Origin of the sequence: Paraburkholderia denitrificans (assembly GCF_042655705.1) — a bacterium.
In the GTDB taxonomy this organism is placed as follows: domain Bacteria; phylum Pseudomonadota; class Gammaproteobacteria; order Burkholderiales; family Burkholderiaceae; genus Paraburkholderia; species Paraburkholderia denitrificans.
Genome location: NZ_JBHSMP010000020.1, coordinates 51,385 through 77,303, shown reverse-complemented (window position 1 = coordinate 77,303; position 25,919 = coordinate 51,385). Strand labels below are relative to the sequence as shown.

Below are 25,919 nucleotides of genomic sequence, written 5' to 3'. Positions count from 1 at the left end.
TACACAGCGGAGGTGCAGGCCATGCACGAATGGGCAATCTGGCGTGCCGGAGAAAAGGTCCTGCTGCAGCGTATCTTTCTGACCGCGGGCGCTTATAACCAGCGCGGCTTCGGTACGAGTGCGGAGCTTGGCGCGCGCATCGAACATGCGTGGACATTCAGTCACGACATCGCACTCACTTACGGCTTCGGCGTGCTTAGTCATGCCTATGACGGCTCGCGGGAATTCTCCGAGCTGGCCTACGCTACGCTTACGGTGCCGTTCTGAGGTTGTTTTTTCGTCGTTTATACAACACGTGCGTTACTGCACACGTTGCTAACGTTCGAATCTGATAGCCTTTTCACAGCTTCAACTCGTGTCAATCGGCGTGCTGACGCGCGCGATTGCGGATTCGAAGACAGGAGGGCGTATCCATGTTGCACTGGCTTTCAAATTTGATCGCTCACAATGCTGCAACACCCGAGAAGCAAGCTGAGCGCGCGCTAGGTGAATTACGTATGGCGCTTTTCCAGTCCGAACAGCGGGTCCTGGATGCGCAACTTCAGGCCGAGTATTACCGTTCACGAATCGCGTTCTGCGAAGCGGTCTTTGAGGCCGGGATCGAGCAGGTGTTCGATAAGCGCAAGGGGCAAGGCGAAGCGGCCATGCATGAAATGCCGCGGAACTTGAAGCTCACGAGATCGCAATAGGCTGCGACTGGATGGCTTTGGGTGCGCGCCATGTCGTGCGGCGTCTGCTCGGTTAGTTAAAGCCGATCGTCAGGGCGGCTATGTGCTCGAAACGTGACGGTGGGCAGCAACTTCGGACTGGGCGAACGCCGCCTGCAGCACCGGATGCACGTCCTCGCTCCAGTGCTCCCCTGTGAACAGGCCGTAATGGTCGCAGCCGTCCACATCGAGGCGCCGCCTTTCGTGCGGCGCGATATCGCTGCACAACGCGTGCGCCGCATGCGTCTGCCCGGCTCCGGTAACAGCGTCGCGCGTGCCTTCCACAGTGATCAGCATGACGTCGCGCAGTGCCGCCGGATCGACGAGCGTGCCATTGACACGCCATGCGCGGCTCGCGAGCAGCGTGCGCTGGAACACGATGTCCACGATATCGAGGAAGTATTCGGCAGGCATGTCGAGCAGCGCCGCGTACTCGCGCAGCGCGCGACCGGCCGTGGCAAACGCTTCGGCGTTGCCCTGCGACGCGGCCCGCGCATAACGCTCGACCAGAGACACATAGCGATGCGGGTAAACGAATGCGATCTCGGCTTGCTGCAGCCACGCCGGAAACACACGGCGGCCATGGCCCGCGAACCCGGCGGGCACGACATCGATCAAGTGTCGGCTGCACCACTCGAGCGAATGCGAATTGGCGGCGAGCCCGAGTTTGCTCGGATTGATGCGCGCATCGAGTGGCCCACCGATCAGCGTAATGCTCGCGGGCGGCGCGAGCGCACGCTGCGCGCGCAGCGTGAGCGCCCCAAGCGCGGGAAGCGTTGCCTGGCAGACCGCGAGTACATGGAGCGGGCGGCCGTCACGCACGAGCGTATCGATAAAGCCGTCGAGCATCGCCACGTAATCGGCGAGACCGAAGCGTCCCGCAGCGAGCGGCACGTCGCGTGCATTGATCCAGTCGATGATGTAGACGTCGCCGTCGGCGAGCAACGCTTCCACGGTCTCGCGCATCATCACGGCCGCGTGCCCGGCAAGCGGGACGCACAGAAGAATGGCGCGCTGCGCGTTGGGACGCGCGAAGCGCCGCAGGTTACAGAAAGGCGTGCGCGCGACGATCCGTTCGGCGATGCCGCTGCGGCGGCCATCGAGCGCGATGGCGTCGATTGCAAACGGCGGTGCTTCGTCGGCGAGGCCGAGCAGGGGGCCGAACAGATCGGCGAAGCAGGACGACGCGGTTTGGCCCATCGCTGGCACGGGCCACGCGTCGTATGCAAACCAGGCCCCTGCGCCCCATGTTCGCAACCACTGACGCTGTCGTTCAATCAGGGCATACCACATTGTGTTGACCTCGATGGCCCGCAGCAAGCGTGGCGTGCATGCGGGACGGAATCGAGCTAGTGATTCTCCGCCGTTTCGCCCGTAGACGCACGCACCGCGTGCTGGAGCACTGGACCCGGACCGGTGACGCTATCGCACCCTGAATCGCCATGGTTTGCTGCGATGACACAAAAATAGCCCATCGCCCATGATGTGCCAACGCGATCCCGTGATCGCTCCGAACACAGACGGAATTGTTAGCTACGCGATATTTAACGGGGCGCTTGACGTGCTCACGGCGCGTTAGCCGGCCTGCGTTGTGTGTGATGGCATTGCGAAACTAACCGGGTCAGGATTGCGCGCTGGCGATCTGCCCTCACGCTCGTCGATCCACGTCATTGCCCACAGGTGCGCACACTGGATCGCCGGTTCCTCGCTTTCAAACCAGGCGATATCGTGCTCGATGTGCATTTCAGGCTCCTCGCCGCCATGCGACGAGGCGCACGTGAGGCGCGCGTGTGCGAAGTAAATTCCAGGCGAATGATCTGGCGTCGCATCAATGATCCAGCCACCGTACTCGTACAGCATGATGACCTCCGATACTGCGATTCAAACGGGACGTAATTTTCAATCTCCCGAGTTGAACTTGCCGGGTTGGGCGTCCTCGGCGAGCGGGCGACACACGAAAACTGCGTCTCCACTATTGTTATAGCCGCTGGCACGAGTTCGCGCAGGGCGCACTATGATGTAAGTCCTAAACGCATCGTGAATTCAACCGGTCGATGCAACAGCTTGATGGAATCGCCAAGCCGGTGTATCGAAGTTTAGTGTCTTGTGCAGGCGTTCATTGAGGCGCTTTACTATCGGCTTCGAACATTTAGAGCATTGAGCAGAAAATCTGCCGCCCAAATGCCGCTGTGTGCTGCGCCTTCTGTTGTCGGTACGCTCAGGTAGTCACCGGCGAGGACGACGCGCTGCATAGATGTGCATGCTTTGCGGTACGTGGCAATGGCGCGGCTGCGGCCGACGGGAGAAAGCGGTTCAGCGTGTGGCCACCGGTTGAAGTGCACGAAGCTCATATACTGACGCACAGCCGGAACGTAGCGTTCCAGCTCCGGTAGCACTTCGCTCAGGGCGGCATCTTCGCTGGCGTGCACCAGCCGTTTCCCCGCCTCGCCATCGAGCATCACGTTTAGCAATTCGCCTTGCGGAACCAGAGACGGTGACTTGCGGGATTCGATACCGATGGCGGCAATCTGCGTGCGCTCGTTGCGCGGAATCAGGACGCCGTAGAGGTCATCAGGTATTTTGGTTTCTCCGAGCCCATCACGAAAAGCAATGCCAAGATTGATCGTCGAGCTGTAACGGGTATCGAGGAGCGTTTTCAGGAGCGGTGTTTCGGGAGGGCAGAGTTGCTGGGCAACGGGCGCAGTCGTAGCAATAATGACGCGGTCGGCTTCGAGCAAACCACGAGAGGTTTCGATGATCGCCCGATCGGCCTTGTGGTGTACCGATAGCGCTGGAGTATTCAGCCGTACATCAAGACTCGCAGCGAGAGCGCCGGTCAGGCTGCCCATTCCTTGATCGAGTGCAATGGTTCGACAGCGCCGTACGCCAAAGGAATTCATCCACACTGGCAGGGCTCGAGAATTCTCTTCCGGCGCTTGAAAATAGAAGCCCTGCAGCATCGGTTCAAGCAGGTATTCCACCACCTCGCGTCCGTAGCGTTTTATCAGCCAGCTGGCAGCCTCGGCGTCATCCCACTCGTGCCATGCGGAGTAATCGTTGAGTGGCAGTGCCTTTGATCGACGAGCGTCTAGCCCGGAATGCCAGCCAAGACGTAACAGATCACGCCATTTCAGCAGGCCGCTACTTGCGAGCGTGGCGGGCGCGCGACTGTGAACCCGGCGGATCTTCCCATCACGCACGATTCCCGACCACGGCGAGCAAGTCTTCAGTGAATCGAACAGATCGACATCGCGTAGCAGTTCAGGAATGACTTCATAACCTGTGGAAAGAAACTGCGCACCACGGTCGATGCGGTAGCCTTCACGTACCGCTGTGCTCATGCGTCCTCCTGCATGATCACTGGCTTCGAGCACAGTTACAGCAACACCAGCACGCGACAGCCGATGCGCTGCGGCCAGTCCGGCGATACCGGCTCCAATAACAACTACGGAAGGGCTCACGTATGGCGTCTCACTTGTTTTTGTGACCGATCATCGTCGGATGGGTGCGCCAATTGTCGATGAAGTGGATGTTGACGTCGACTGACCATTCATCTCTGCGGCACGCGCTCATGATTGAGCGCAGTGATCGGAGCGGCCGCTTATGCGAATAATATGGAATCGCATGCGAATCTCTCGCTTCGCTCTGAACGTGTTGCTATTGGCGAATACAACGCGCGCCCCTGACGGCTGGCCGATCACAGCGCCATGCGCTTGCGCTGCAGGAAACGACGCACGGCCGGATCGCGCTCGAGGCCAATCGCGAGGTCGTACGCGTGAAGTGCTTCGGCCGTTGCACCGGCACGCGCGAGCAGATCGGCACGCGCGGCCCAATAGGGCTGATAACTGGCCAGACGCGGATCGTCCGCATAAGGCGCAAGCGCGTCGAGCGCCGCCTGCGCGCCGTCCCGTTCCGCCAGTGCGAGCGCGCGGTTCACGGCAACCACCGGCGACGCCGCTATCGTGAGCAGCGCATCGTAGAGTTGCACGATTTCGTCCCAGTTCGGGCGATGCGTCCGGCAGCGGTATATGTGCGCTGATTGCAGCGCAGCCTCCAGTTGAAAGCGTCCGATTACGTTGAGCGCGTTCGCGCGCCGCAGCAGTGCGTCGGCGGCGTCGATCATCGCTGCGTTCCAGCTTGCCGGATCCTGCGCCGACAACGGAACGTAATCACCCGCCGCATCACGTCGCGCATTGCGCCGTGACTGCGCATACAGCATCAGCGCGAGTAGACCAAGCGTCTCTGGTTCCTCGGGTAGCAGTTCGACAAGTAGTTGCGCGAGAAACAATGCCTCGTCGGCGAGGTCGCGACGCTCGGCATCGCCGCCGACCGGGTCGGTCCATCCTTCCGCATACGCTGCATAGACCGCTTCCAGTACTGCATCGAGACGCTCGGGCAAAGCTTCGCGTTCGGGCACGCTGAACGGAATGCCCGCTTCCCGGATCTTGTTCTTCGCACGCACGAGGCGCTTGCTCATGGCGGCGGGCGACATCAGAAAAGCGGATGCAATCGCCTTTGCTTCGAGCCCCAGCACCACCTGCAGCATCAACGGCGTGCGAATCGTCGCGTCGAGCGCCGGGTGCGTGCACGCGAACAGCAATGCAAGTCGACGGTCGGGCAGTGCACCTGGCTCGTGCGCATCGATCTCGTCGGCAAGGATCGCAAGCTGGTTCGCCACGTCGTCGCCGATACGACGATGCCGCGCGCCATCGATTGCCCGGCGGCGCGCCACCGTCATCAGCCACGCTTCAGGATTCGCAGGGCAGCCGCGGACCGGCCAATCCGCGAGCGCGGCCGAAAACGCGTCGGACAGCGCGTCCTCGGCCGCGGCGACGTCGCGCGTGCGCATTGCCAGCAGCGCGACGAGCTTGCCGTAACTGCGGCGAGCGACCGCCTCGGCAATCGAATGCGCGGTGTCGCCGCTGGACGTATTCATGCAACGGACGGTGCCTCGCCCGGAGCCGTCCACACCGGGCGCACCTCCAGGACGCCGTGCCCGGCGCCTGGACAACGCGAGGCCCACGTGATTGCCGCGTCGAGGTTGGGTACGTCGATCAGGTAATAGCCGGCGAGTTGTTCCTTCGAATCGGAATACGGTCCGTCGAGCACTTGCGGCTTGCCGTCGACGAGACGCACCGTGGTGGCCGCGTTCGTGTGCTGCAGCCGGTTGGCGCCCACCAGCGCCTGCGCTTTTTTCAACGATTCGGTGTACGCCTGATACGCGGCAACGCCTTGCTGGCGCTCGCTATCGGTCATCTGATTCCAGCGGTCTTCTTGCGAATAGATCATCAGCAGGTATTGCATGTGAACCTCCGTCATGGAAATGAGGCGGCTGAATAACATCGGGGCCGCCATCACAATGACGCGCGGGCCGCCTGTTGATGGACAGGCCGCGCCGAAAAATATCGCGGTGGGTGAGCGCGCCTTGTTCGCGTTCCGCCGTTTTTCACGATGCAGCAATGTGCAGAAGCAGAAAGCTGCATGTGGAATACGGGCGAATATCTTATGCCCACACGCGTAATGGCGTTTGCGCGCGTTCACTCATGTAAGTGTTTCGCTATTACCTGGTTTATCGTAACGACAACCGGCATTCATTACGGGAAGATCGTGAGTGCCGGAGTAAAAGCGACTCATCGGAAGACAATGGCTGCGCTCGATGTAAACATCATGCACTCACGCAAGGCTCATCAGTAACTCGGTGCTGTCCTTGGCTGTGGGCGCAGCATCAGATAGAAGGCGGTAACGTGCGTAATGGTGAGCAAAGGCACGTAGATGATTGGAATCGCGTACGTAGCGCCCAACTCGCCTGCCACTGCCGGAAGACTGGCCCGTATCGCGTGGTAGTAGTCGAAGATGAGGTCGGCTGCTCCCACGACATTGAACGCTACGACGAACAACCAGAAGATCGGGCGTATGCGTGCCGTAAGCAGTGCCAGTATCGCCAGCACGCCGGTCGCGAGATCGCCGTATGCAGCGAACACGGCGAAACTTGCAGGAAGCTGGGGACTGACGACGCCCGGCATGATGAAGGTGAGTCCGAAGAAGCGGAAGCTGTGCAACGTGGCGATTGCGCGCTGCGCGTCGAACGGGTCCATCGCCTTGAGCCTTGGCCAGACGTACACGCCGAAGCAAAGCAGCCAGGCGACGTAGCCCAGAACGAGATGCAACTGGAAAATGCGCTCCGGTGACATGTTGCCTCCTTTCGGCTGGTGTCGCGCGTATGGAAGAAAAAGGAAGGATTCATCGTGTGCGTAGCCTGATGAGTTGGCGCAGCAACAGCGGTGCGCCGATGAACACAGGCCGGAAGAACTGGTGCGCGGTGGTTCGAAAACCGCTGGCGGGAATAATCGGTTGCCAACAGAAATCGGTGAGGCGTTCATCAGCGGTTCTCCTCGTTTGAGGTGCCAGGTGTAACATCGATTCCCGCGAGCGACTATTCCTCACAATGTTGACGGGTCATGAAGCAGAACTTCACAGTTAGACAGGGTGCGCTCGACGGTGTGGAGGTGTTTCTGAGCGTTGCCCGGCACCGCAGTTTTCGCAAGGCAGCCGCGGAACTCGGGGTGACGCCGTCTGCGGTCAGTCAGGCAGTGCACGCCCTCGAAGCGCGCATCGGCGCCGCATTGTTCATCCGCACCACGCGCAGCGTCGGCCTGAGTGAAGCGGGCGAGCGCTTTCTTTCGCGTGCAAAACCCGCGTTCGAGGAACTCGTCGCCGCCAGCGAAGTGGCGCGCGGACTCGGCCAGCGGCCAGCCGGATTGCTGCGTCTTGCAGTGCCGCGCGCGATTGTCCCGATCCTGCTGGAGCCGCTGATCGCATCGTTCTGCAAGGCCAATCCCGAGATCGAGGTGGAGATCGCGGCAAGCGAGAAGCTGGTCGATCTCGCGGCGGAAGGATTCGATGCAGGCATCCGGCTCGGTCAGTTTATTTCTCCCGACATGGTTGCTGTACCGCTGACGCCGCCGTTTCGTTTAATCGTTATCGGCAGTCCCGCTTATTTCGCGGAGCGCAGCCAGCCGATGCACACAGACGATCTGCGTCAGCACGCATGCCTGCGATGGCGGCGCTCCACCGGCGTGCTTGCGCCATGGTCATTCGACGATCACGGAAACACGATCGAGATTGCAGTATCGAGACCATTCATCGCCAGCGATTTTCCGACGTTGTTGGGTGCGGCAATGGAAGGCATGGGTCTCGCGCAATTACCCGAACCGATGGTCGCAGAGAGAGTGAAGTCGGGAAAGCTGCTGCACGTATTGGAGGCGTATGCGCCTGTGATGCCGGGCGTGTCCCTCTACTATCCGGGTCACCGGCAGATCATGCCGAAGCTGCGTGCGTTCATCGATCATGTGAAGAGCCGCCGAGCAGCCAATGGCAAGCTCCAGATGCGAGATGACGTGAAGCGGACCGAGTAGCAGGACAAGCAGGACAAGCGGGATTCGTGCGAATTCCAGGCGCAATGGAATGAGTGCTCTGTCACCTTGACAGCAAACGTCCGGGCACGCGTTGTGCGGCACCTCTGCAACGCAATGCGTGCAAGGAGCCCGCCGACATGATGTTGTGGAAGAACTGCCTCGCTGCGGCCCTGTCCGTGGCTGGTGCCGCGTTCGTGACTGCGAGCGCGCAGACGCAGGTGCAGGGTGTGGTGCAGCCCGTGATTCCGGCCTCGCAACCGGTGGTGCACGCCGTTCCTCTGAATCCCCCCGAGCCGGCTCGACAGCCCGCACCGCAGTCCGCTCAAAAACCTGCGCCACAGTCCGCGCAAAAGCCTGCAATAGCGCCCGTTGAAAAGCATGCTGAAAAACCGGTTCATAAGCCTGTGCGCAGGCGTGTCCATGGACACGCTTATCAGGCCGCTCCGTTGCACACGGTGCAGCCAACACCGCCGATACTCGCGGCGCCGCAGCCCTATACGCAGCCAGCGCCAACACCGCAGCCGTACGCAGCGCCCGCACCGTCGCCGCAGCCCTATACGCAGCCAGCACCGATACCTCAGCCGTACGCACAGCCAGCGCCGCAGCCGCACGCAGAACCAGCGCCAGTGCCTCAGCCCAACGCACAACCTGCCGCGCAGCCTGTCGTCAACTGGACGCTGCAGGTGATCCGCGACGGTCAGCAAGTCGACTCGTTTGGCGGCACGACCACGGTTGGCCAGGCGAGGACCAACGAGCATCACAAGGTCGTCACGCATAACGTCGGCTGCAAGAACGAGCCCGCAGGCAGTATCGACCTGCAGCGCACCATCACGGTCGCACCGCTGCGGGCAGACCCGGCAGGGGCGGTACTCGCAATCCAGGCGCAAGAAACGGTCGAAAGCGACACCACGCTTAAAACGCCGGGAGGCTGCGCGCTGCCGCCGCAGCCGAGCGAGGTGCACGCGAACCATCCAGGATTGGTCGTGCCCGCGGGTCAATGGGTCGACTGGCAAATCGTTAGCCAGGATCCTTCGCTGCAGTACCGGGTGCGCGCGAGCGTCGAGCCGTCGGCTGCGCAACCTTGACTGATGTGGTCGCCGCATCGGTGCCGGTCGATCAGCGCGTGACGCCTGATGCGCGAGCATTTCGCGCTGCCCGGCAGCGATGCCTCGGCACGGTCAGTTGCTCAGGCTGAAAGTCAACGTCACTTCACCCACATATCCGCCATCGTTCGGAGCGAACTTCCACTTCATCAAGGCTTGGGTTGAAGCGCGCTCGAACAGCCCTGCTGGTGACGAGTGCATGATCTTGACCGAACCCACGCTTCCGTCCGCTTCGATGGTCAGTTGAGCGGTGACCGTACCTTCAACGTTGTCGGCCAGTGCGCGTGACGGATATTCCGGCTCGACACGCGTAAGCGGAACCAGCCCGCGCCGAATACCCGGCGCTTTCTGCGGTGACTGCATCGCCACGGGCTGAGCCTCACTCACCAGAGGGGGATGATCCGTGTGTACCGACTCGGCGGGGGTTGCCTCGGTTGCTGCGGGTGCGGTAACCACCTTGGGTTCAATCGCTGGCCTGGCAACCCGCTGCTTGACCGGTTGCGCGCGATGATGCTCGACCGGTTTCGGCTCGACTCGCCGCGGGGCAGGCGGCGGCGAAACGGGTGGTGCGTCGGCGATTTCGACAACGCGGGTGATCTTGATCGGTGCCGGTGGCACTGCCGTTTTCGTTTGCAACAGCCGGTGGCTGAGTACGCCTGCAATCAAGGCCGCTTCGATCAGGCACCCGGCAATAATAGCGATCGCCAGCCTCGTGCCTGCCGCGTCGGATGATGTCTTCATGCCCGGGGCAATTACGGTCGCGTTCATAGCCTGCTCCTCAGCGTTTGGTCGCGATGCCAAGGTCTTCCACGCCGGCGGCACGGGCAATATCCATCGCATGAACGAGTGCTTGCAGCGGCACGTCCTTATCTCCCGCCACCATGACGTCGAGCGTCGAGGCATGCATGCGCTCCTTGATGAGAGCCGTGAGTGCATCCGCGGTGACCGGATGACCATCCGTCAACAGGGTGCCATCGCGCAGCGCCTCGATCGTCAGCGAGGCCTTCGGCAGCGTTTCCGTGGTCGCTGCCTGAGGCACACTGATCTTGAGTCCACCGGTGTCAATCATCTTGAGCATCGTCACCATGAAGAAGATCAGCAGGAACATCATGATGTCGATCATCGGAATGATCTCAATGTGCGGCTTGCGCGCTTCCATATAGCGGGTACGGGTCATCGTCGTGCTCCTGTAGTTGCCCCTGTAACTCAGGCCGCTGCGGACTGTGCACGCAAACGGACATGGTCCTTCAGGTGGAAATGCTTGACGCACGTGAATTTAAGCAAATCGAGTTGCAGCATGGCGACACGCAAGCGCTTGCCGAAGTAAGCATTGGCCGCGACGCCGACGATCGCCACCACCAGGCCACATGCAGTCGCGGCCAGAGCATGGCCGATGCCGCCCATCACGGCGCCGATGTCCTGCTTGCCGTTGCCGAACACGTTGAACGACTCAGTGATACCGATGATGGTGCCCAGCAGACCGATCAGCGGACCCAGCGTCACGCATGCATCGATCATCCACAGGAACCGGTCAAGACGCGGGAGCTCATGAACGATGGCCTCATCGATATAGCGGTCCATGTGATTCGCGTCGAGATGACGTGCTTCAAGGGCGGCTTCCAGCGGCGCTTCGAATACGGTTCCCTCGTATTGACGGGAAATGGTACGCAGCGCATTGATCTCATGATGGTTGGTTGCCTGCAGTTCCTGATTGAGCTTGAGGCCGGATGGAACGAGGCGCGCAAAGTAGATGCCGCGCTCGATGGAAACCACAATGACCAGCAGAAGCAGGAGGCTGAGCAGCGGGATGATGCCAGTCGATTGCTGACTCAACGTGATGAATTGTTGAAACATGATCTTCCTCGCAACGTGAAATTAGTAGAAGTCCTTAAAACATCACCGCAGGCGATTTGTCCAGGCTCTTGCAAAACATATGCTACCGGGCCTCAGTGAAGTTTCGGCGTGTAAGTGAGTCCCAGCCAAAACACACGGCCCGCCGAGAAGTTGTCCTTGAGCAAGTTGCGATCCTTGCCGGTGACACTCACGATTGGCGAGCTCGTCAGGTTCGCAACGGAAAACCAGGTCCGCCAACCGCGACCAGCGTCATAGCTCGCTTGCAGATCCCATTGGTCACGTGCTTTCCAGTAGACGTCCTGATGCGCGTAGGCAGAATCGATCTGACGCAGGCTCTCGCCGACTCGGTTATAAGCCAGCGTGACGCCGAACTTCCGGTATTTGTAGAACACCGAAAAGTTGGTGATATGGTCAGGCTGATTGATCAAACCTTTGATCGTACGTGTCGATCCGTTCGACTGGGTCGCATTCAGCCTGCCAGCCATGAGCGTTTCGTTGACTGAAAAACCAAACCCCGACAGATATGGACTCAGCCAGCCGAGGGTGCCCTGCACGAGCGACATCTCGATGCCGTTGACTTGCGACGCAGATGAGTTGAGCGGTTGGGTGATAAACGCTGGACGGGACTCGCCGCCATAAGAAAACTGGCCCGTGCTCGTTAGCGTATAAATCTCGTTCGAAATCTTCTTGCGGAACAACGCAACCGATGCGAGGCCATTGTGCGGCAGGTACCACTCGGTCGAAACATCGAAGTTGTTGGACTTCCGCGGCTTAATGTCTGGGTTGCCCTGCTTCACCGTAATCGATCCGTCGCTGTTCTCCGAGATCGACGAGTTCGGTGCATAAGCATCGAAGTTTGGACGTCCGATCGTCTCGCTGTATGCAAGCTTGAGCTTGACGTTGTCTACCGGACTCAGCACAAGCGACGCGGCGGGAAGCAGGTAGTCGTAATGCGAACGCCTGGTCACCGACTGCCAGCTCGTCGTCCCGTTTGCCGTGTTGCGCACATTGCCCGTTGTATTCAGATTCGTATAGTCCTGGCGCAATCCGAACATTGCTGCAATCCGGTCGGTTTGATACGTTGCCAAACCATAAACGCTGGCCGCTTGCTCATGGTGCGAGTAGTTGTTCTGAAGACTGTTGGCAAGGTTGGCGGAGTATGCCCCTGCGAGAGAGCCGTTCTGTGCGAGCTGGTTCCAGGCCGCCGAGTCGTCGACAATCACAAATGGCAAGCCGCCGCTATAGGGCAGTGGGACACCGGACAGATAGCCCGCGTCAGCGAGCGTCAGATTGCCGGCGTTCGTCGGCGTGTACATGTTGTAGTACTTGCTATAGCTGTGGCCGAGAGCGCGGTAATCGGCACCTACTGCATAACCCAGGCCTCGCGCATCGGTACCGACGTTCTGGCGGTAGTCGAGTTTCAGATTGCCGACCCGATCATCGATGCGAATGTTGTCGATACGCCAATAGAAGGGTTTCCAGTTATTCTGGTTGGTAAAGTTGTCCGGATTCGCCAGATTAAACGATGGATTGAAACCCGAGGTGTTGTAATCCATCGCCAGCCCCGGAACGCCGGTTATCGACGGGTATGCGCCTGGCGCGTACTTGAGGTTGCCGTAAACGTATTTCGCGAGCCGCTGCGGGTTCCGGTCTGCTGCCTGAGAAAATGACGAACGCAATGATAGTTTCTGGTTGTCGCCAAGCTTCCAGTCCAGACCACCGCGGACCGTTTTCATCGAACGGTCAACCTGGGACAGCATGTTGCCGGCCTCGGCCTCGCCCAGATTAAAGTGCCCCGATGTCTGCGTCTGGTTGACCACCGGGTTTGGGCCGGTGCTGCGGCTCGTGTCGATGATGACTTCGTTCCGGGTTGCGTGGACATTGTCGTCGTTGAAGTCCACGCCGACAAAACCGTATACGTCGCGGCTGAATTTTGCTTCGAGCTTGATGTTGCCACCGATTCGCTCGATATTCTTGTAGTACAGCCAGTTCTTGTCCTGCTGGGGGACTGGAATGCCGTTTCCCGTATTTGGGCCGCCTGTTGACGACGGGTTGGCAATCGTGCCGTCCGGATTGTAGTAGCTGTAGAACACTTGATCCGTGGTCATGTGCCCTACGGAAACGGTATTTTTCTTTTCGTAGTTGGCTGCAATGACCAACCCCAACGCGCTGGTTGGGCCGAACGTGGTGCTGAAAACCGTATTGATCTTGCGCGCCAGGCCATCGGCGCCGGACAGGACCTTGCCTGTCGCATCTGCATGTCCAAGCCCGCCGGACACCTGGAAGAACGGCTTTCCACCATTGTCGAATGCGCTGCGGGTTGTAATGTTGATCGAACCGCCGACGGCATTCGGATCCAGGTCAGGTTGCCACGTCTTGTACACCTCGAGCTTTTTGACCATCGTTGCGGACAGTACGTTTGTACGTGCGCCGCGGCTCGTTTGATCGGTCGAGGCCCACGGCGCTCCGTCGATCGTCACATTGTTGTAGGCAGCATCGAGGCCGCGAATTGTCACGAATACCGCGTCATCCCGGCCATTGATCGTATCGGCGTTGAAACTCGTCGAAACGCCAGTGACACGCTTTACCGCGTCGTTGACGGTCGTGTCAGGCAAACTGTTGATCTGCTCACGGGTCAGGACGTCCATGACTCGATTGTCGTTGCGCTTGGTCGCAACAGCAGTCTGTGTCTGAGACCGCTGGGCAGTGACGTTGACGCTATCCATGCGATGCACGCGGGGCATATCGCGACCGCTCTCCCGGGCCTTGTCTGACGCTTCAGCCGGTGCCGGGTCGGTTGCCGGTGTCTGCAATGTGTCCTGTGTCGCCGCCGTTTCGGCCAGGGCAGGAACCGCGGCGCAAATCGCCCACGCCATGATTGAGAGATGGATTCCCTGCTTGGCGCCAGGCAGTTCTAGAGTCTGTTGCATAGGTGTCCTGTTTAATGCAGATGCATGATCGATGCACGCCATGCATCAAATACTTGTCCGACGTGATGACCTGGTGGGACAGCGACTCGCGCGCTGGAGGGTCAACGTCGCCCCGTGTCGTGATGCAGGCGGATGTTATTACCTACATCGGGTATTAATTGTGACAAGCAACTGCGCCGAGCCAGTTGTTTCGGTCGCTGAGAGGTCGAAGTACGGAAGGCCTTCACCGTCATGCAGGCGCCTTTTTCCCGTGCAGGGCGAGAAAAATAGGGGGAACCGGATGGAGGGGAGCGGTGCGAAGCCGGTGCGTAATCCTCTGCACACGAGTAGTTTCGATATTACACAGTTGTAGTAGAATGCGACGGATGTGTCCCCGCATAAGGGAACCGTCCCGGAACACCACTGGTACAAAAGACGAAAATGGATGCCTCAGCGGCTCAGCAGGCCTCGTCACAACGCCATGCGCGGACAGGCTTCACCGTTTCGCCCAGCGAACGGATCATTCTGGATGCGGTGCGGCGGCACCGCTCGATCTCACGGGCGGCTTTGACCGTCGAAACCGACCTGTCCCAGCAGTCGGTTCACCGCCTGGTTGACCAGTTGATGGAGCGCGGGTTGCTCGTCGCAGGCGAGGCAATCAGGAAAGGGCGCGGCCAGCCGAGTCCGCAGATCGAACTCGAGCGCACCGCTGCTTACGCCATCGGCATCTCGGTCAGTACCGATTCGATGACGCTTTGCCTCGCGGATTTCGGCGGCGATATCCTCGAGGAAATTCGTCTAAGGATTCCACCGCTCCGCCGCAATGCGTCACTCACAGCATTGCGTGACGCGATGGACCGACTGGTGAAGAGAAACTCAGTCGATCGGGCGCGCATCATTGGTATCGGCTTCACGATCTCAGGGTTCTTCGTTCATGACCGGAAGCACGTCAATGCGCCAGTCCCACTTCAGGACTGGTCGCTGACCGACCTCCAGACAATACTGGAAAATACCTTCGAACTGCCGGTCTGGATTGAAAACGACGCAAGCAGTGCCGCGATCGGCGAAAGCCTCCTTGGCGTCGGGACATGGGCGCGCAACTTCTTCTACCTGAACTTCTCCTATGGCTTCGGCGGCGGTGTCGTGCTCAACGGCAAACCCTATTTTGGTTCGCACGGCAATGCCGGAGAAATGATGTTTGACAAGGATGAATCCAGGCGTCGGCCTGCACTGAAATTCCTGATTGCCGAGTTGCGAGCCAATGGTATCGACATCGATTCGATCGAAGACCTTCGGATGCGTTTCGATCCACAGTGGCCCGGCGTTGAGTCCTGGATCGAGCGAACGCTCCCGGCACTGGAGCGCGTCATCAACACGCTCGCGGGGCTTTTCGATCCTGATGCGATCGTCTTCGGGGGACTATTGCCGCCGACGCTCGGCGACATGCTGATCGAGCGCGTGCAATTCTGGGAGCACCGCAATGGCGTCGGCCCAGCCCTTCCCAAGCTCGTCTTGAGCGAAACCAATGGTGACGCCACCGTCATCGGTGCGGCAGTGACGCCGCTGAAAAACACCTTCTTCCTGTAGGCCTGCGCCCGGGCGCCCACCGCCTCGGCTCGCCCCGGACGCGTGCCCAATCGCATACTGCCTGCCACAATTAATACACATTACGGGTAGTAATATTGGGCACTTCACCGCAAAATCAGACCGTTTTCCGGTCTCTCCTTCATGGGCACACCAACTCATCACATTGGCAAGAAGTTCAACATTGACGGCAGCGTGCGCCGTTTCCCCGGCAATACGATCATCTGCCACATCCCCATGCTCACCGTCCTGTCGCGCGGACTTATGACGGTGCGGGATCGAGTCAGGATCAGTCCGTTTGGCCACAAATTCACGTTCCTGCCGCCGTCGAGTTACCACATGACTGTGTTCGACTGCATGCTGGACGAGAGACGCGGCCCGGGCCACTGGCCGAAGGACTTGCCTGCGGATGCCTCGATCAACGACGGCACGAAATTTCTGGTTGAGCGCCTTCGTACGCTCGACCTGCTTATCGATGCGCCATTCCGGATCCGTATTGGCTCCAGTGGCATTCAAACCTCGCTGACCTCCTTGACGCTGGTCCCGGAACCGGAAAGCGAGCAACGGCTGAGAGCGCTGCGCGATGCGATGTCCGAACGCTTCGGCATCACTGCGCCGGATCACGCAACCTATCTCTTTCACACCACGGTTTCATATCCAATCGAGGAGCTGGACGACGAGACGCCATGTTACCGCGTACTCTGGTTGGACGTGGTCGCCGAACTGGCGGAACGCATCGGTACCTTCGAACTCGGTGCGCCTGAATTTTGTACGTTTAACGATATGTTCGCGTTCGAAACCCATTGTTTTATCGGGGAAGCGAACGCACGCCTGCAATCCTGCTGAACATGGAAAGCGTAAAACACGTGCGAGCACACGCGGCCCGATCGCTTGCAAGCCTTGCCGTGGGCGCGGGGATGCCCCTGTCCCTGCCTGCGGTCTGCCAGAGCGCCCAATTCGATTTCTGGTACGCGCAAAGCGGTAAGGCGGGCATGGTCGTGCAACAACTGTGCGACGCATTCAATGCCAGCCAGTCAGCCGACCGTGTTCAGTGCATCGGGCAGAACGGCTACGAGTCGAATCTGCGTCAACTGATTGCCGCCTGGCGCGCGCATCGCGCGCCCGCACTCGCCGAAATCTATGATGTCGGCACGAACGACATGCTGCTCAGCGACGCCACAGTCCCGTATGCCGATCTGGCGCGCGAGTTCGGCAATGGCGACGTCAGTGCATCCTACCTTCCCGCCATTCGCCACTATTACGGGGATAAGCGTGGCGAGTTGTACTCCGCGCCGTTTGCGGTATCGACGATCGTGCTCTATACAAACGATGTCCTGTTGCGCCGCGCAGGAATTGCACAACCACCCCAAACATGGGAGCAATTCCTTCGGGACGCCGCACGCCTCAAGGCTGCCGGGATCGGCTGCCCGGCCGTCATCGACATCGACCCGTGGCAAATGCTTGAACAGCCCGGCGCGGTGGCCGGTGAGCCAATCGCGTCACTGCGAAATGGCGCGGGTGGACTGAACGCACGACTCGTCTTTGCATCAGGCCGGCACCCCGAACTCATGAACGCACTCCTGAACGGGTATCGTCGCGGCGAAATCGTCGAGGCGACCGAAACCCGTGTGGGCCGTCAGTCTCAAGCGTTCGCAAGCGGCGAATGTGCGATGTCGATCGGTTCCACGTACGCGTGGGGCATTGTCCAGCAAATGGGCCGTATTCAGGCCAGCATCAGCCTGCTGCCGAATTTCTCCGGCGTGCCGCGGCACAGTACGGTGATCGGCGGGTCGTCCCTGTGGATCATGAAGGGCTTCGATCGCGACACCTACCGGGCCATTGCGAAGTTCCTCGACTTCATCAACCAGCCGGTCAATCAGATGAAGCTCGCCGGGCAGACTGGTTTCCTGTTGAGAACGACCGAGACCGTCGCAGCATGGCGTGCGTCTGCTGCACACGGCAATCCGCGGCTGCGACATCTCGAAGTGGCACTGACTTCACTCGATCAGCCCACGTCGGACTTTTCGCATGGTGCGCGGCTCGGCTTCTTCACGCAAATCCGGATGGCATGGCAGCTAGAGGCCCAACGGGCCTTTGCCGGACAAAAAAGCATGGCCGACGCACTGGTAAGTGCACAGGAACAGGGTAATCGCCTGCTCGAACGCTTCCAGCGCATGTACGCGAAACCTTGACGGATACGACAGAGCTGGAAAGGAAATTTCGATGAAACAACACGCCTTATTCGAGGGATGGCGGCTGCCTCTGCTCATCGCATTACCTCAACTGCTGCTGATCTGCCTGTTCTTCTATTGGCCAGCGCTCAAGGCCATCGCCTGGTCGGTCCATCTGGTGCGTCCGTTCGGCAACGGCGAGGTGTTCGTCGGTCTGGACAACTATGCTCGCATCGTCACCGACTGGGCGTTCTGGGAATCGATCCGCTCCACGGCATTGTTTGCCGTTCTCGCCGTATCGATGTCAATTGGTATTTCGCTGGGATTGGCGGGACTCAGCGAATATCTGCTTGGCGGCAGTGCGATCTACCGCAATCTCATGATGTGGCCGTACGCAGTCGCCGGAGCAGTCGTTGGCATCATTCTAAAGTTCGTTATGAACCCCGTGATCGGCCCCATGAGCGTGATCAATGAGATCTGGCCTGGCGCGTGGTTGCCCAACCAGCATCCGTGGCAAGCATTGCTCTTCGTTGCGACCGCCTTCGCGTGGATGCAAATGCCGTTCTGCTTCGTGATCCTGACCGCTGCGCTACGTGCGATCCCCGACGACTACCTGGCGGCGGCCGCAATGGACGGCGCCGGTCCGACTCGACGCTTTATCGACATCCAGGTGCCGATGATTGCGCCGCAAATTGTCTTCGTCTTCGTTATCTGCACCCTGGACAGCCTGACCCATAGCTTCGGCCTGATCGACTCGCTGACCCGGGGCGGGCCCGCCGGGGCCACCAACATTCTCCCGTACAAGATTTATGCCGATGGTTTCCTTGGCCTCGACCTGTCCGGCTCGTCGGCGCTGTCGGTCATCCTGATGGTGATTATCGTTGCGGTGACAATCGTCCAGTCCATGCTCGCAAACCGCCAAAAAACCTGGGGGCGCCGTGCGTGAGAAAACCCCCGTTGTCCGCGTGCTTGGCCCGATCGTGCTCGCGATCGGCCTGATCTTTGCACTCGCCCCGATCTACCTTGCCCTATGTTCGGCTTCGGTGTCGAATCGGCAACTGATCGAACATGGCGTCGCGTTCGTGCCGGGCACGCAACTCGTCGCCAATCTCGCGGAAGTGCAACGACGTGCGAACTTCGGTCGCCTGCTGCTAAACAGCTTCCTGGTCGCAAGCATCGTCGTCGTCGGAAAACTGCTGCTCTCCGCGCTCACGGCGTATGCCGTGGTGTTTTTCCGCTCGCGCATCAAACACGTGATCTTTGCCGCAGTGCTCATTACGCTGTTGCTGCCGCTGGAAGTACGCGTGATCCCGACCTATGCAGTGGCTGCTGACCTCCTCGAGCCGGTCCGCGCCGTGCTCTTCGCCACCGGTCTCGATCATGCGCTGCAGACGATCGCGAGCATCCGGATTTCGATCCCGACGATTAATCTGCTCAATTCATACACCGGTTTGTCGCTGCCGCTGGTCGCGTCTGCCACTGGTACATACCTGTTCCGCCAGTTCTACCGGACGATTCCGGCTGAACTACTGGAAGCCGCCAAAATGGACGGTGCCGGCCCGATCCGCTTTTTCGTCGATATGCTGCTGCCGTTGTCCAAGGCCAATTTTTCTGCGCTCGGGATCATTGTGTTTGTCTCCACGTGGAAGGACTACATGTGGCCGCTCGTCGCGACCAATCAGCAGGACATGCGCACGGTGGTGCTCGGTGTCGTGAAGTTTCTACCGACCGATGCCTCGCAGCTTCCCGAATGGAACCTGATGATGGCGGCGACCGTCATCGCGCTGGCGCCGCCCGTCCTGGTCGTGGCGTTAATGCAGAAATGGCTCGTGAAAGGCATCATTGGAGCAGAAAAATGACAGGAACGACCGCACCGCTGACGATCTCGGTCCGCAACCTTGCAAAAACCTACGGCTCGACGCATCTGATGAAAGATGTGAACATCGACTTCCTGCACCAGGAATTCACTGTGGTGCTCGGCCCGTCCGGCTGCGGAAAATCCACACTGCTCAGAATGATTGCCGGCCTCGAGGAAATCACCTCCGGCGAGATTCGCATCGGTGATCGGGATGTGACCCGGGCCGCTCCCAAGGATAGGGGCTGCGCGATGGTGTTCCAGAACTACGCACTATATCCACATATGACGGTGCGCAAGAACATATGCTACGGCCTGAAACTGGCTGGCTTGTCTTCGGCGGAACAGACTTCGCGCGCTGGCAAAATTGCCACGATGCTCGGGCTCGAGCATCTACTGGATCGTCTGCCCTCACAGCTCTCGGGTGGGCAACGCCAGCGAGTCGCGATCGGTCGCGCAATTGCGCGACAGCAGGATGTCCTGCTGTTCGACGAGCCTCTTTCGAACCTCGATGCGAGCATGCGCAACGACATGCGCGTAGAACTGCGCAAGCTGCATGACCAGCTCGGATGCACTTCGATCTTCGTCACGCACGACCAGATCGAGGCGATGACGCTAGCTGACCGGATTATCGTGATGAACCAGGGCTGTGTCGAGCAGGTCGGTACACCGACTGAAGTCTATCATCGGCCAGCCAATGAATTCGTGGCCCGTTTCATCGGTACGCCACCGATGAACCTCATACCGGCCTCGCTATCCGATCATTCGATCCGACTCGCGGACGGGCAATTCGTGCCGCTCCCTCTGCCCGATACGGCAAGCCTGCCGGAGCATGGCGAAGTCAAAATTGGCATCCGCCCAGAAAATCTCCGTGCCAGCCCGGTGTCCGGCGCGTTCACAGGAACCGTGACGGCGGTCGAAGATTTGGGCAGCCACTATTTACTGCATTGCGCGGTTGGCGGCAGCCCGGTACTGGTCACGCAACGGACGATCCCCCCTGATGTGGGCAAACCAGTCTGGCTCGATGCGCAGACTGGTACGGTTTCATACTTCGACGGTCGTTCAGGAGAGCGCCTTCGAAGAGAGCAGCCAACTTCGCCTTCGAGTACTTCTGGCGGCTAACTTCTCATTGGGGTAATCCTGCCTTTCACACCTCGCGAAAACGCATGCAGCATGGCACGTCAATCGCGCGCGATGATAGACGCACGCCTCGGCCCGTTGCCGCTGTCCCGGCCAGGCAGACTCGCTAATCGGAGACAATCCGCCGTAACCGGCCGGACGACCTCATGCGAAGGAGAACTCCATGCTGAAACATATTGCAACCGCGCTGCTTGATATCGCCTATGACGAACAGGGCGATGCGAACGGATGGCCCGTCGTCCTGCTTCACGGTTTCCCTTACGACATCCATGCGTATGAGGAAGTGGCGCCACGGCTGGCATCCCAGGGCGCGCGCGTCATTACCCCCTACCTTCGGGGATACGGGCCAACGCGCTTCCTTGCGCCCACAACCGTTCGCTCGGGCCAGCAGGCCGCGCTCGGCGCAGACCTGTTAGCGCTGCTCGATGCGCTTCAAATCGATCGAGCCGTGCTCGGCGGATACGACTGGGGCGGCCGGGCGGCGTGCATCGTGGCGGCGCTTTACCCGTCGAGAGCGCGCGGGCTGGTTTCGGTCAACGGCTACAACATCCAGGATATAGCCGCTGCGTCGCAGCCAGCGGACCCCGAAAGGGAACACCGGATGTGGTACCAGTACTACCTGCATGGCGAGCGCGGACGAGCGGGTCTGGCTGAAAACCGGCGCGCGTTTTGTCGTCTCCTATGGTCGCTGTGGTCGCCGACCTGGCACGTCGATGACGACATCTACGCACGCTCGGCAGTGGCGTTCGACAATCCCGATTTCGTCGACGTGGTCGTCCATTCCTATCGACACCGTTTCGGACTGGTCGATGGCGATCCTCAATTTGACGAGATCGAGCGCCGGTTGTCGGTCATGCCGCCGATTACCGTGCCCGCGATCACGCTCGAAGGGGATGCCGATGGCGTTGTTCTACCAGGAGAAAGACCGGCCGACGCGACGTGCTTCACCGGACGCCATCAGAATCGCGTCGTGCCGAATGCGGGCCACAATCTTCCGCAGGAGGCACCCGAAGCGTTCGCCGCCGCGGTTCTCGATATCAACACATGGACTGGTTGATGCTTTGCGCGTGAGGCGATTGATACGGCATGCGCAGTTGCAGAGCATCCCGAGCATTGGGCTCCATTAATCCGAACGATCGCGTAGTTCCGGGACAGGCCGATTACCGCTGCACCAGGAAATTGCGGCAGGAAGGCAAAGAAGAAGATCGAAAGCTTGGGGTTGAGCATATTCACCAGGATCGCGTGCGAGATCACATCCCGATCGGAGTGCGCGGAGCCGTCGAACTTGATCTTCAACGCTCCATTTTCCTTGAGCGTCTTCCATGCCATGTAGAGCAGGTAGGCGACGCCGGCATACTTGATCGCTTCGAATGCGACGGCGCTCGCATGCAGGAGTGCAGCCAGACCGGTGATTGCCGCCACCATGTGGGGCAGGATGCCGAGCGTGCAGCCCAATGCTGCGACGACGGAAGCACACGCCCCACGCGACAAACCTGCGGTTAGGGTAGCCGACCCACTTTTAGCCTTTGACCCGATGTCACCACAAGGGCCGCGTCCAATGCAAATCTGGCGATAGAGGCGGCCAGGTCGGGCAGCTTGCTGCTCGACTAACGAGGTACCTTTGTCGTTCGCCGGCGTTGCACACACTCTGCATCGGGTTTTCGGCGTGCGGGTTCAGCTAAATCGGCGACTGAATTAACAACCGGACTGTTCCACTAACCAATCAATTAACACCCGCACTTTCGGCGGCATGAGCCGGTTCGGCGGATACAGCAACCAGACAGGCCCGCTGTAGGCGCGTGGCTCGAACAGCCATTCCGGCAGCACCTGTACCAGCCTGCCGGCACGGAGATCGTCCCCAACGGCAAATTCCGGCAGGCTCGCCACGCCCCAATCCTCCAGCGCCGCTTCACGCCTTGCGCTCACATCGTTCGCTATATATCGGCCTCTGACTTCAATCATCTGTGTGTGGTTGCCTTGGCGGAAAGTCCACTGGTTGTCGTCAGGCGTATCGCCGAGACATAGACAATCATGCTGCGCGAGCTCGTTTGGAACCACGGGCGTGCCGCGTGCACGCAGATAGCCAGGAGAGGCGCACGGCAGCCATCGCACCGTGCCGAGCCGTCTTGCCACGAGGCCTTGCGGTGGTGTCGGGGTGGGCCGCACAACGAGATCGATGTGATCGCGTACCGGATCGAACTCCCGGTCGTCGAATACAACCTGCACCTCGACTTCCTGATAGGTACGCAAGAAGCCGGAAATCTTCGGGTGAATCAGGCTTTTCGCGAGCGAAATCGGGGCGCTGATGCTGACCCGGCCGTGTGGTTGTGCCGTCAACTGGCTTGCCGCATCGACGGCTCCGGACGCTGCATCCATCATCTCCCGGCAGTGGCGATAGACCTGCATGCCGGACTCCGTTAGCCGGATGCGTCGGGTCGAGCGTTCGAAGAGCCGCGTGCCCAGTGCCCGTTCGAGCCGCTGCACTTGCCGGCTGATGGTCGAAGGTGTGGTGCCAAGCGGGCGGGCTGCTGACGAGAAGTTACCGGACTCGACCACCTGCGCGAAAGTCGCGAGATCCGGCAGCAACGGGAGAAGTTCGGTCGGTGTCATGGACGTATCCGGGCTGACGTGCGTTCCTGGTTTATTTATGCGCTGGATGCACAAAAGATATTCCAGTCGACCTGATTATCGCTGCCAATGCACTATCGGACAATGAGGGCCATTCATTACGGGAGGCTCGTCATGCGTTTCCGGTTCAGCACATCTGCCGATTTATTACTTCTTGTTGTGGCCTTTATCTGGGGAACGAGCTACGCCGTGGTGAAAAGCGCATTGCTCGTCTATCCGGTGTTGGGCCTTCTCGCCTTGCGCTTCGGCATCACGTTCGTGCTGTTGTCGCCATCCCTGTGGTCGATGCGCGGATTATCGCGTTCTCAGTGGGGCAGGATCGTCGGCGCCGGGTGCGTACTGCTCGGGATTTTTCTGGCTGAAACTTTCGGCGTGTGGATAACGAGCGCGTCGAATGCGGCGTTTCTGATCAGCCTGTGCGTGGTGATGACGCCGCTGGTCGAATGGGCATGGCTCAGGCGTACGCCGCGCGGCGTCGAATGGGTGGCAGCCGGGCTTTCTCTGCTGGGCGCCTTTCTGCTCGGCGGCGGCCGATTCGATTTCACCCCTGGCGATGCGTTGGTGGTGCTTGCCGCGCTGTTACGCGCGATCAATGTGTGCGCAACGAAGCGTGTCATGCAGGTCAACGCCGTTTCGCCGCTGGCGATGACGGCCGTGCAATCCGGCGTTGTGTCGTTCGGCTGCGCCGTGCTCGCTCTGACCGTCGCGAGGTCCGAATGGCAGCCCTTGCCTCTATTCGCCGGGTATGAGCGTTTCTGGATGATCGTTATTTATCTGGTCGCGGGCTGCACGTTGTTCGCATTCTTCGTGCAGAACTACGCGGTCAGCCGTAGCACGCCGACACGCGTCGCGCTGCTGATGGGCAGCGAGCCTGTCTTTGGCGCCTTGTTTGCGAGCATATGGCTTGGGGAACGGGTAACTGTGCTTGCGGCCATCGGTGGTGGGTCGATCGTCCTTGCATCCCTGCTCGCATCGATTAAAGGAAAGGATCGGCACGATCGGGATGTCGTTCCGGATTTTGAAGAGCCGAAACGGTTAGCCATCTAAGGGAAAAGCGCCGAGAGCCGCGCATCGCGCGGCGGCTCATGGCCGAAACCGCTCTGATCAGCAGCCCGTTTGCTTCACGCGCTCGACTGCGAGACCGAACGCCGGACGCAGCTTCGTGCCGATCACGTTGCCGGCAAATGCCGAGACGAGCCACAGCCAGCCGTGCAGGCTGCCCGACGCGATGCCGCTGAAGTACGCGCCGATATTGCAGCCGTACGCGAGGCGTGCGCCGTAGCCGAGCAGCAGTCCGCCGACGATTGCGGCGATCAGCGAGCGCCGCGGCAGACGCCACACGGGCGCATAGCGGCCGGCGAGCGAAGCGGCAACCATCGCGCCGATCACGATGCCGATGTCCATCACCGACTTCACGTCGTGGCTGATCGGGGCGGCGAGGGCGGCCGCGTTCGGGCCGGTGCTCCACGCATGCCAGCTTGCGACGTCGATGCCGATTGCGGAGAACGCCTTGGCGCCCCACAACGCGAACGCCGACGTGATACCCCACGGATGGCCCGAAATGGCGAGCGTCACGAAGTTGAGGACCGCAAGCACGACAGCGCCGGCAAGGACCGGCCACGGGCCATGCAGCCACGGCGACGCGTTCGGTGCGCGCTCAACGTCATTCACGAGGCGGCCGTGACGGCGCTTTTCGATCAGCACGGTCAGCGCGGCGATTGCTGCGAAAACCACGAGGTTCAGCACGATTGCCGGGCCGACGCCGAGCGTCTTCACGAGCGAGATCGGCTGGAGATGCGGCAGCGCGGCCCAGAACGGCATGTGCGCAGTACCGACCACCGAGCCGATGACGAACGCGATCAGCGTGACGATCATCCGCGTGCTGCCGCCGCCGACCGCGAACAGCGTGCCGGAGGCGCAGCCGCCGCCGAGTTGCATGCCAATGCCGAACATGAACGCGCCGATCATGACCGATGTGCTGACGGGCGACACTTCGCCGACAACCGGATGACCGAACAGCGTACCGGCGGAAAGCGCCGGGAAAAACAGCAGCACGCCGATCGCGAGCATCAGCATCTGTGCGCGCAGTCCGGCGCCGCGGCCGTCGGCAATGAACACGCGCCATGCGGACGTGAAGCCGAACGCGGCGTGATAGAGCGTGATGCCGAGCAGCGCGCCGAGGACGTACAGTGCGGCCTGCTTCACGCTGACTGTCTGCGCGAGATAGATCGCGCCGAGCACGACGAGCGCGAGCGCAATGGAGAGCGGCTTCGGATTGATGTTGGCGAGGCGGCGGGGCGTGCCGCCGAACGACGTGGACAGATCGGACATGATGAACGGGGTCGGACGCGCTTGTTTCGCAAGGGCGGCACGCCGGTGAAGCGGGCGTTCGCAGTGTGGACGAAAGGTCGCGAAAACTCGTTGAAGGAAAGCTGCCGAGTATATAGAAATGACGCGGTGCGCCCACGGCCCGCCACGGTCAGCGCTGCTCGATGGCAGGGCCGGGCGCACGCTGTGTCGTTAGCCCGAGAGGCCCGCCGTGCGGGGCTTTGC

25 protein-coding genes are annotated in these 25,919 nt (G+C 60.4%); 12 read left to right on the top strand and 13 right to left on the bottom strand.

All coding sequences use genetic code 11. From position 1 onward, the window contains the following. Positions 1–21: 21 nt before the first annotated feature. Positions 22–267, top strand: a complete 246-nt coding sequence (locus ACFPTO_RS17270) for a hypothetical protein (RefSeq protein ID WP_377713075.1) — start codon at positions 22–24, stop codon at positions 265–267. A gap of 146 nt (positions 268–413) precedes the next feature. Further along, the gene (locus tag ACFPTO_RS17265) at positions 414–689 is read left to right on the top strand and encodes a hypothetical protein (RefSeq protein ID WP_377713073.1); all 276 of its coding nucleotides are present in this window, start codon (positions 414–416) and stop codon (positions 687–689) included. Between the two features lie 78 nt (positions 690–767). Here the strand turns inward: ACFPTO_RS17265 and phaZ are convergent, their stop codons facing one another. From phaZ to ACFPTO_RS17235, 6 genes are all read right to left on the bottom strand, one after another. After that, complete coding sequence (gene phaZ, locus ACFPTO_RS17260) at positions 768–2,000, bottom strand: polyhydroxyalkanoate depolymerase (protein WP_377713071.1); 1,233 nt, start codon at positions 1,998–2,000, stop codon at positions 768–770. 282 nt (positions 2,001–2,282) lie between these two features. Then, entirely contained in the window at positions 2,283–2,567 is a 285-nt protein-coding gene (locus tag ACFPTO_RS17255) for a hypothetical protein (protein ID WP_377713069.1), read from the bottom strand. Between the two features lie 272 nt (positions 2,568–2,839). Further along, positions 2,840–4,168: a protoporphyrinogen/coproporphyrinogen oxidase gene (locus ACFPTO_RS17250; RefSeq protein ID WP_377713067.1), complete on the bottom strand. Its 1,329-nt coding sequence runs from the start codon at positions 4,166–4,168 to the stop codon at positions 2,840–2,842. 236 nt (positions 4,169–4,404) lie between these two features. Further along, a complete protein-coding gene (locus tag ACFPTO_RS17245; protein WP_377713065.1) occupies positions 4,405–5,643 on the bottom strand; it encodes an RNA polymerase sigma factor in 1,239 nt (412 codons plus the stop codon). Then, positions 5,640–6,011 (bottom strand): YciI family protein, encoded by a 372-nt coding sequence (locus tag ACFPTO_RS17240; RefSeq protein ID WP_377713064.1) that lies wholly within the window; start codon positions 6,009–6,011, stop codon positions 5,640–5,642. Before ACFPTO_RS17240 ends, ACFPTO_RS17245 begins: the two co-directional genes overlap by 4 nt. 383 nt (positions 6,012–6,394) lie before the next feature. Next, a complete protein-coding gene (locus tag ACFPTO_RS17235) occupies positions 6,395–7,087 on the bottom strand; it encodes a hypothetical protein (RefSeq protein ID WP_377713062.1) in 693 nt (230 codons plus the stop codon). 78 nt (positions 7,088–7,165) lie between these two features. Here ACFPTO_RS17235 and ACFPTO_RS17230 point away from each other — a divergent pair, with 78 nt between their 5' ends. Together ACFPTO_RS17230 and ACFPTO_RS17225 are read left to right on the top strand one after the other, a co-directional pair. After that, positions 7,166–8,122 (top strand): LysR family transcriptional regulator, encoded by a 957-nt coding sequence (locus ACFPTO_RS17230; RefSeq protein ID WP_377713060.1) that lies wholly within the window; start codon positions 7,166–7,168, stop codon positions 8,120–8,122. A gap of 626 nt (positions 8,123–8,748) precedes the next feature. Then, positions 8,749–9,207, top strand: a complete 459-nt coding sequence (locus ACFPTO_RS17225) for a hypothetical protein (RefSeq protein WP_377713058.1) — start codon at positions 8,749–8,751, stop codon at positions 9,205–9,207. 93 nt (positions 9,208–9,300) lie between these two features. Here the strand turns inward: ACFPTO_RS17225 and ACFPTO_RS17220 are convergent, their stop codons facing one another. From ACFPTO_RS17220 to ACFPTO_RS17205, 4 genes are all read right to left on the bottom strand, one after another. After that, the gene (locus tag ACFPTO_RS17220) at positions 9,301–9,993 is read right to left on the bottom strand and encodes an energy transducer TonB (protein ID WP_377713056.1); all 693 of its coding nucleotides are present in this window, start codon (positions 9,991–9,993) and stop codon (positions 9,301–9,303) included. Between the two features lie 10 nt (positions 9,994–10,003). Then, entirely contained in the window at positions 10,004–10,402 is a 399-nt protein-coding gene (locus tag ACFPTO_RS17215) for an ExbD/TolR family protein (protein ID WP_377713054.1), read from the bottom strand. Between the two features lie 29 nt (positions 10,403–10,431). Then, positions 10,432–11,079 carry a MotA/TolQ/ExbB proton channel family protein gene (locus tag ACFPTO_RS17210; RefSeq protein WP_377713052.1) on the bottom strand — a complete coding sequence of 216 codons (648 nt, stop codon included), beginning with the start codon at positions 11,077–11,079 and terminating at the stop codon, positions 10,432–10,434. 92 nt (positions 11,080–11,171) lie between these two features. Continuing rightward, positions 11,172–14,009, bottom strand: coding sequence for a TonB-dependent receptor (locus ACFPTO_RS17205; RefSeq protein ID WP_377713050.1), 2,838 nt, complete (start codon positions 14,007–14,009; stop codon positions 11,172–11,174). Between the two features lie 420 nt (positions 14,010–14,429). On the opposite strand from ACFPTO_RS17205, the gene ACFPTO_RS17200 reads away from it, so the two are divergent. The 7 genes from ACFPTO_RS17200 (at position 14,430) to ACFPTO_RS17170 (ending at position 21,795) form a co-directional block, all read left to right on the top strand. Continuing rightward, entirely contained in the window at positions 14,430–15,575 is a 1,146-nt protein-coding gene (locus ACFPTO_RS17200) for an ROK family transcriptional regulator (RefSeq protein WP_377713048.1), read from the top strand. 141 nt (positions 15,576–15,716) lie between these two features. Next, positions 15,717–16,418: a DUF1868 domain-containing protein gene (locus ACFPTO_RS17195; RefSeq protein WP_377713046.1), complete on the top strand. Its 702-nt coding sequence runs from the start codon at positions 15,717–15,719 to the stop codon at positions 16,416–16,418. A 59-nt stretch (positions 16,419–16,477) separates the two neighbouring features. After that, a complete protein-coding gene (locus tag ACFPTO_RS17190) occupies positions 16,478–17,764 on the top strand; it encodes an extracellular solute-binding protein (RefSeq protein WP_377713044.1) in 1,287 nt (428 codons plus the stop codon). Positions 17,765–17,795: 31 nt separating this feature from the next. Continuing rightward, on the top strand, positions 17,796–18,689 hold the full coding sequence (locus ACFPTO_RS17185) for a carbohydrate ABC transporter permease (RefSeq protein ID WP_377713042.1): 894 nt from the start codon (positions 17,796–17,798) through the stop codon (positions 18,687–18,689). A 136-nt stretch (positions 18,690–18,825) separates the two neighbouring features. Further along, positions 18,826–19,602 (top strand): ABC transporter permease subunit, encoded by a 777-nt coding sequence (locus tag ACFPTO_RS17180; RefSeq protein ID WP_377713040.1) that lies wholly within the window; start codon positions 18,826–18,828, stop codon positions 19,600–19,602. Continuing rightward, on the top strand, positions 19,599–20,720 hold the full coding sequence (locus ACFPTO_RS17175) for an ABC transporter ATP-binding protein (RefSeq protein ID WP_377713038.1): 1,122 nt from the start codon (positions 19,599–19,601) through the stop codon (positions 20,718–20,720). The genes ACFPTO_RS17180 and ACFPTO_RS17175 overlap by 4 nt, the downstream gene beginning before the upstream one ends. 181 nt (positions 20,721–20,901) lie before the next feature. After that, entirely contained in the window at positions 20,902–21,795 is an 894-nt protein-coding gene (locus ACFPTO_RS17170) for an alpha/beta fold hydrolase (RefSeq protein ID WP_377713036.1), read from the top strand. Here ACFPTO_RS17170 and ACFPTO_RS17165 read toward each other — a convergent pair. Further along, positions 21,696–22,193, bottom strand: a complete 498-nt coding sequence (locus ACFPTO_RS17165) for a LysE family translocator (RefSeq protein ID WP_377713034.1) — start codon at positions 22,191–22,193, stop codon at positions 21,696–21,698. The genes ACFPTO_RS17170 and ACFPTO_RS17165 overlap by 100 nt on opposite strands. A gap of 240 nt (positions 22,194–22,433) precedes the next feature. Then, complete coding sequence (locus ACFPTO_RS17160) at positions 22,434–23,348, bottom strand: LysR family transcriptional regulator (RefSeq protein WP_377713032.1); 915 nt, start codon at positions 23,346–23,348, stop codon at positions 22,434–22,436. Between the two features lie 132 nt (positions 23,349–23,480). On the opposite strand from ACFPTO_RS17160, the gene ACFPTO_RS17155 reads away from it, so the two are divergent. After that, positions 23,481–24,413 carry a DMT family transporter gene (locus ACFPTO_RS17155; RefSeq protein ID WP_377713030.1) on the top strand — a complete coding sequence of 311 codons (933 nt, stop codon included), beginning with the start codon at positions 23,481–23,483 and terminating at the stop codon, positions 24,411–24,413. 57 nt (positions 24,414–24,470) lie between these two features. On the opposite strand, the gene ACFPTO_RS17150 is transcribed toward ACFPTO_RS17155, so the two are convergent. Beyond that, on the bottom strand, positions 24,471–25,697 hold the full coding sequence (locus tag ACFPTO_RS17150) for a YeeE/YedE family protein (RefSeq protein WP_377713028.1): 1,227 nt from the start codon (positions 25,695–25,697) through the stop codon (positions 24,471–24,473). Positions 25,698–25,919: the final 222 nt, after the last annotated feature.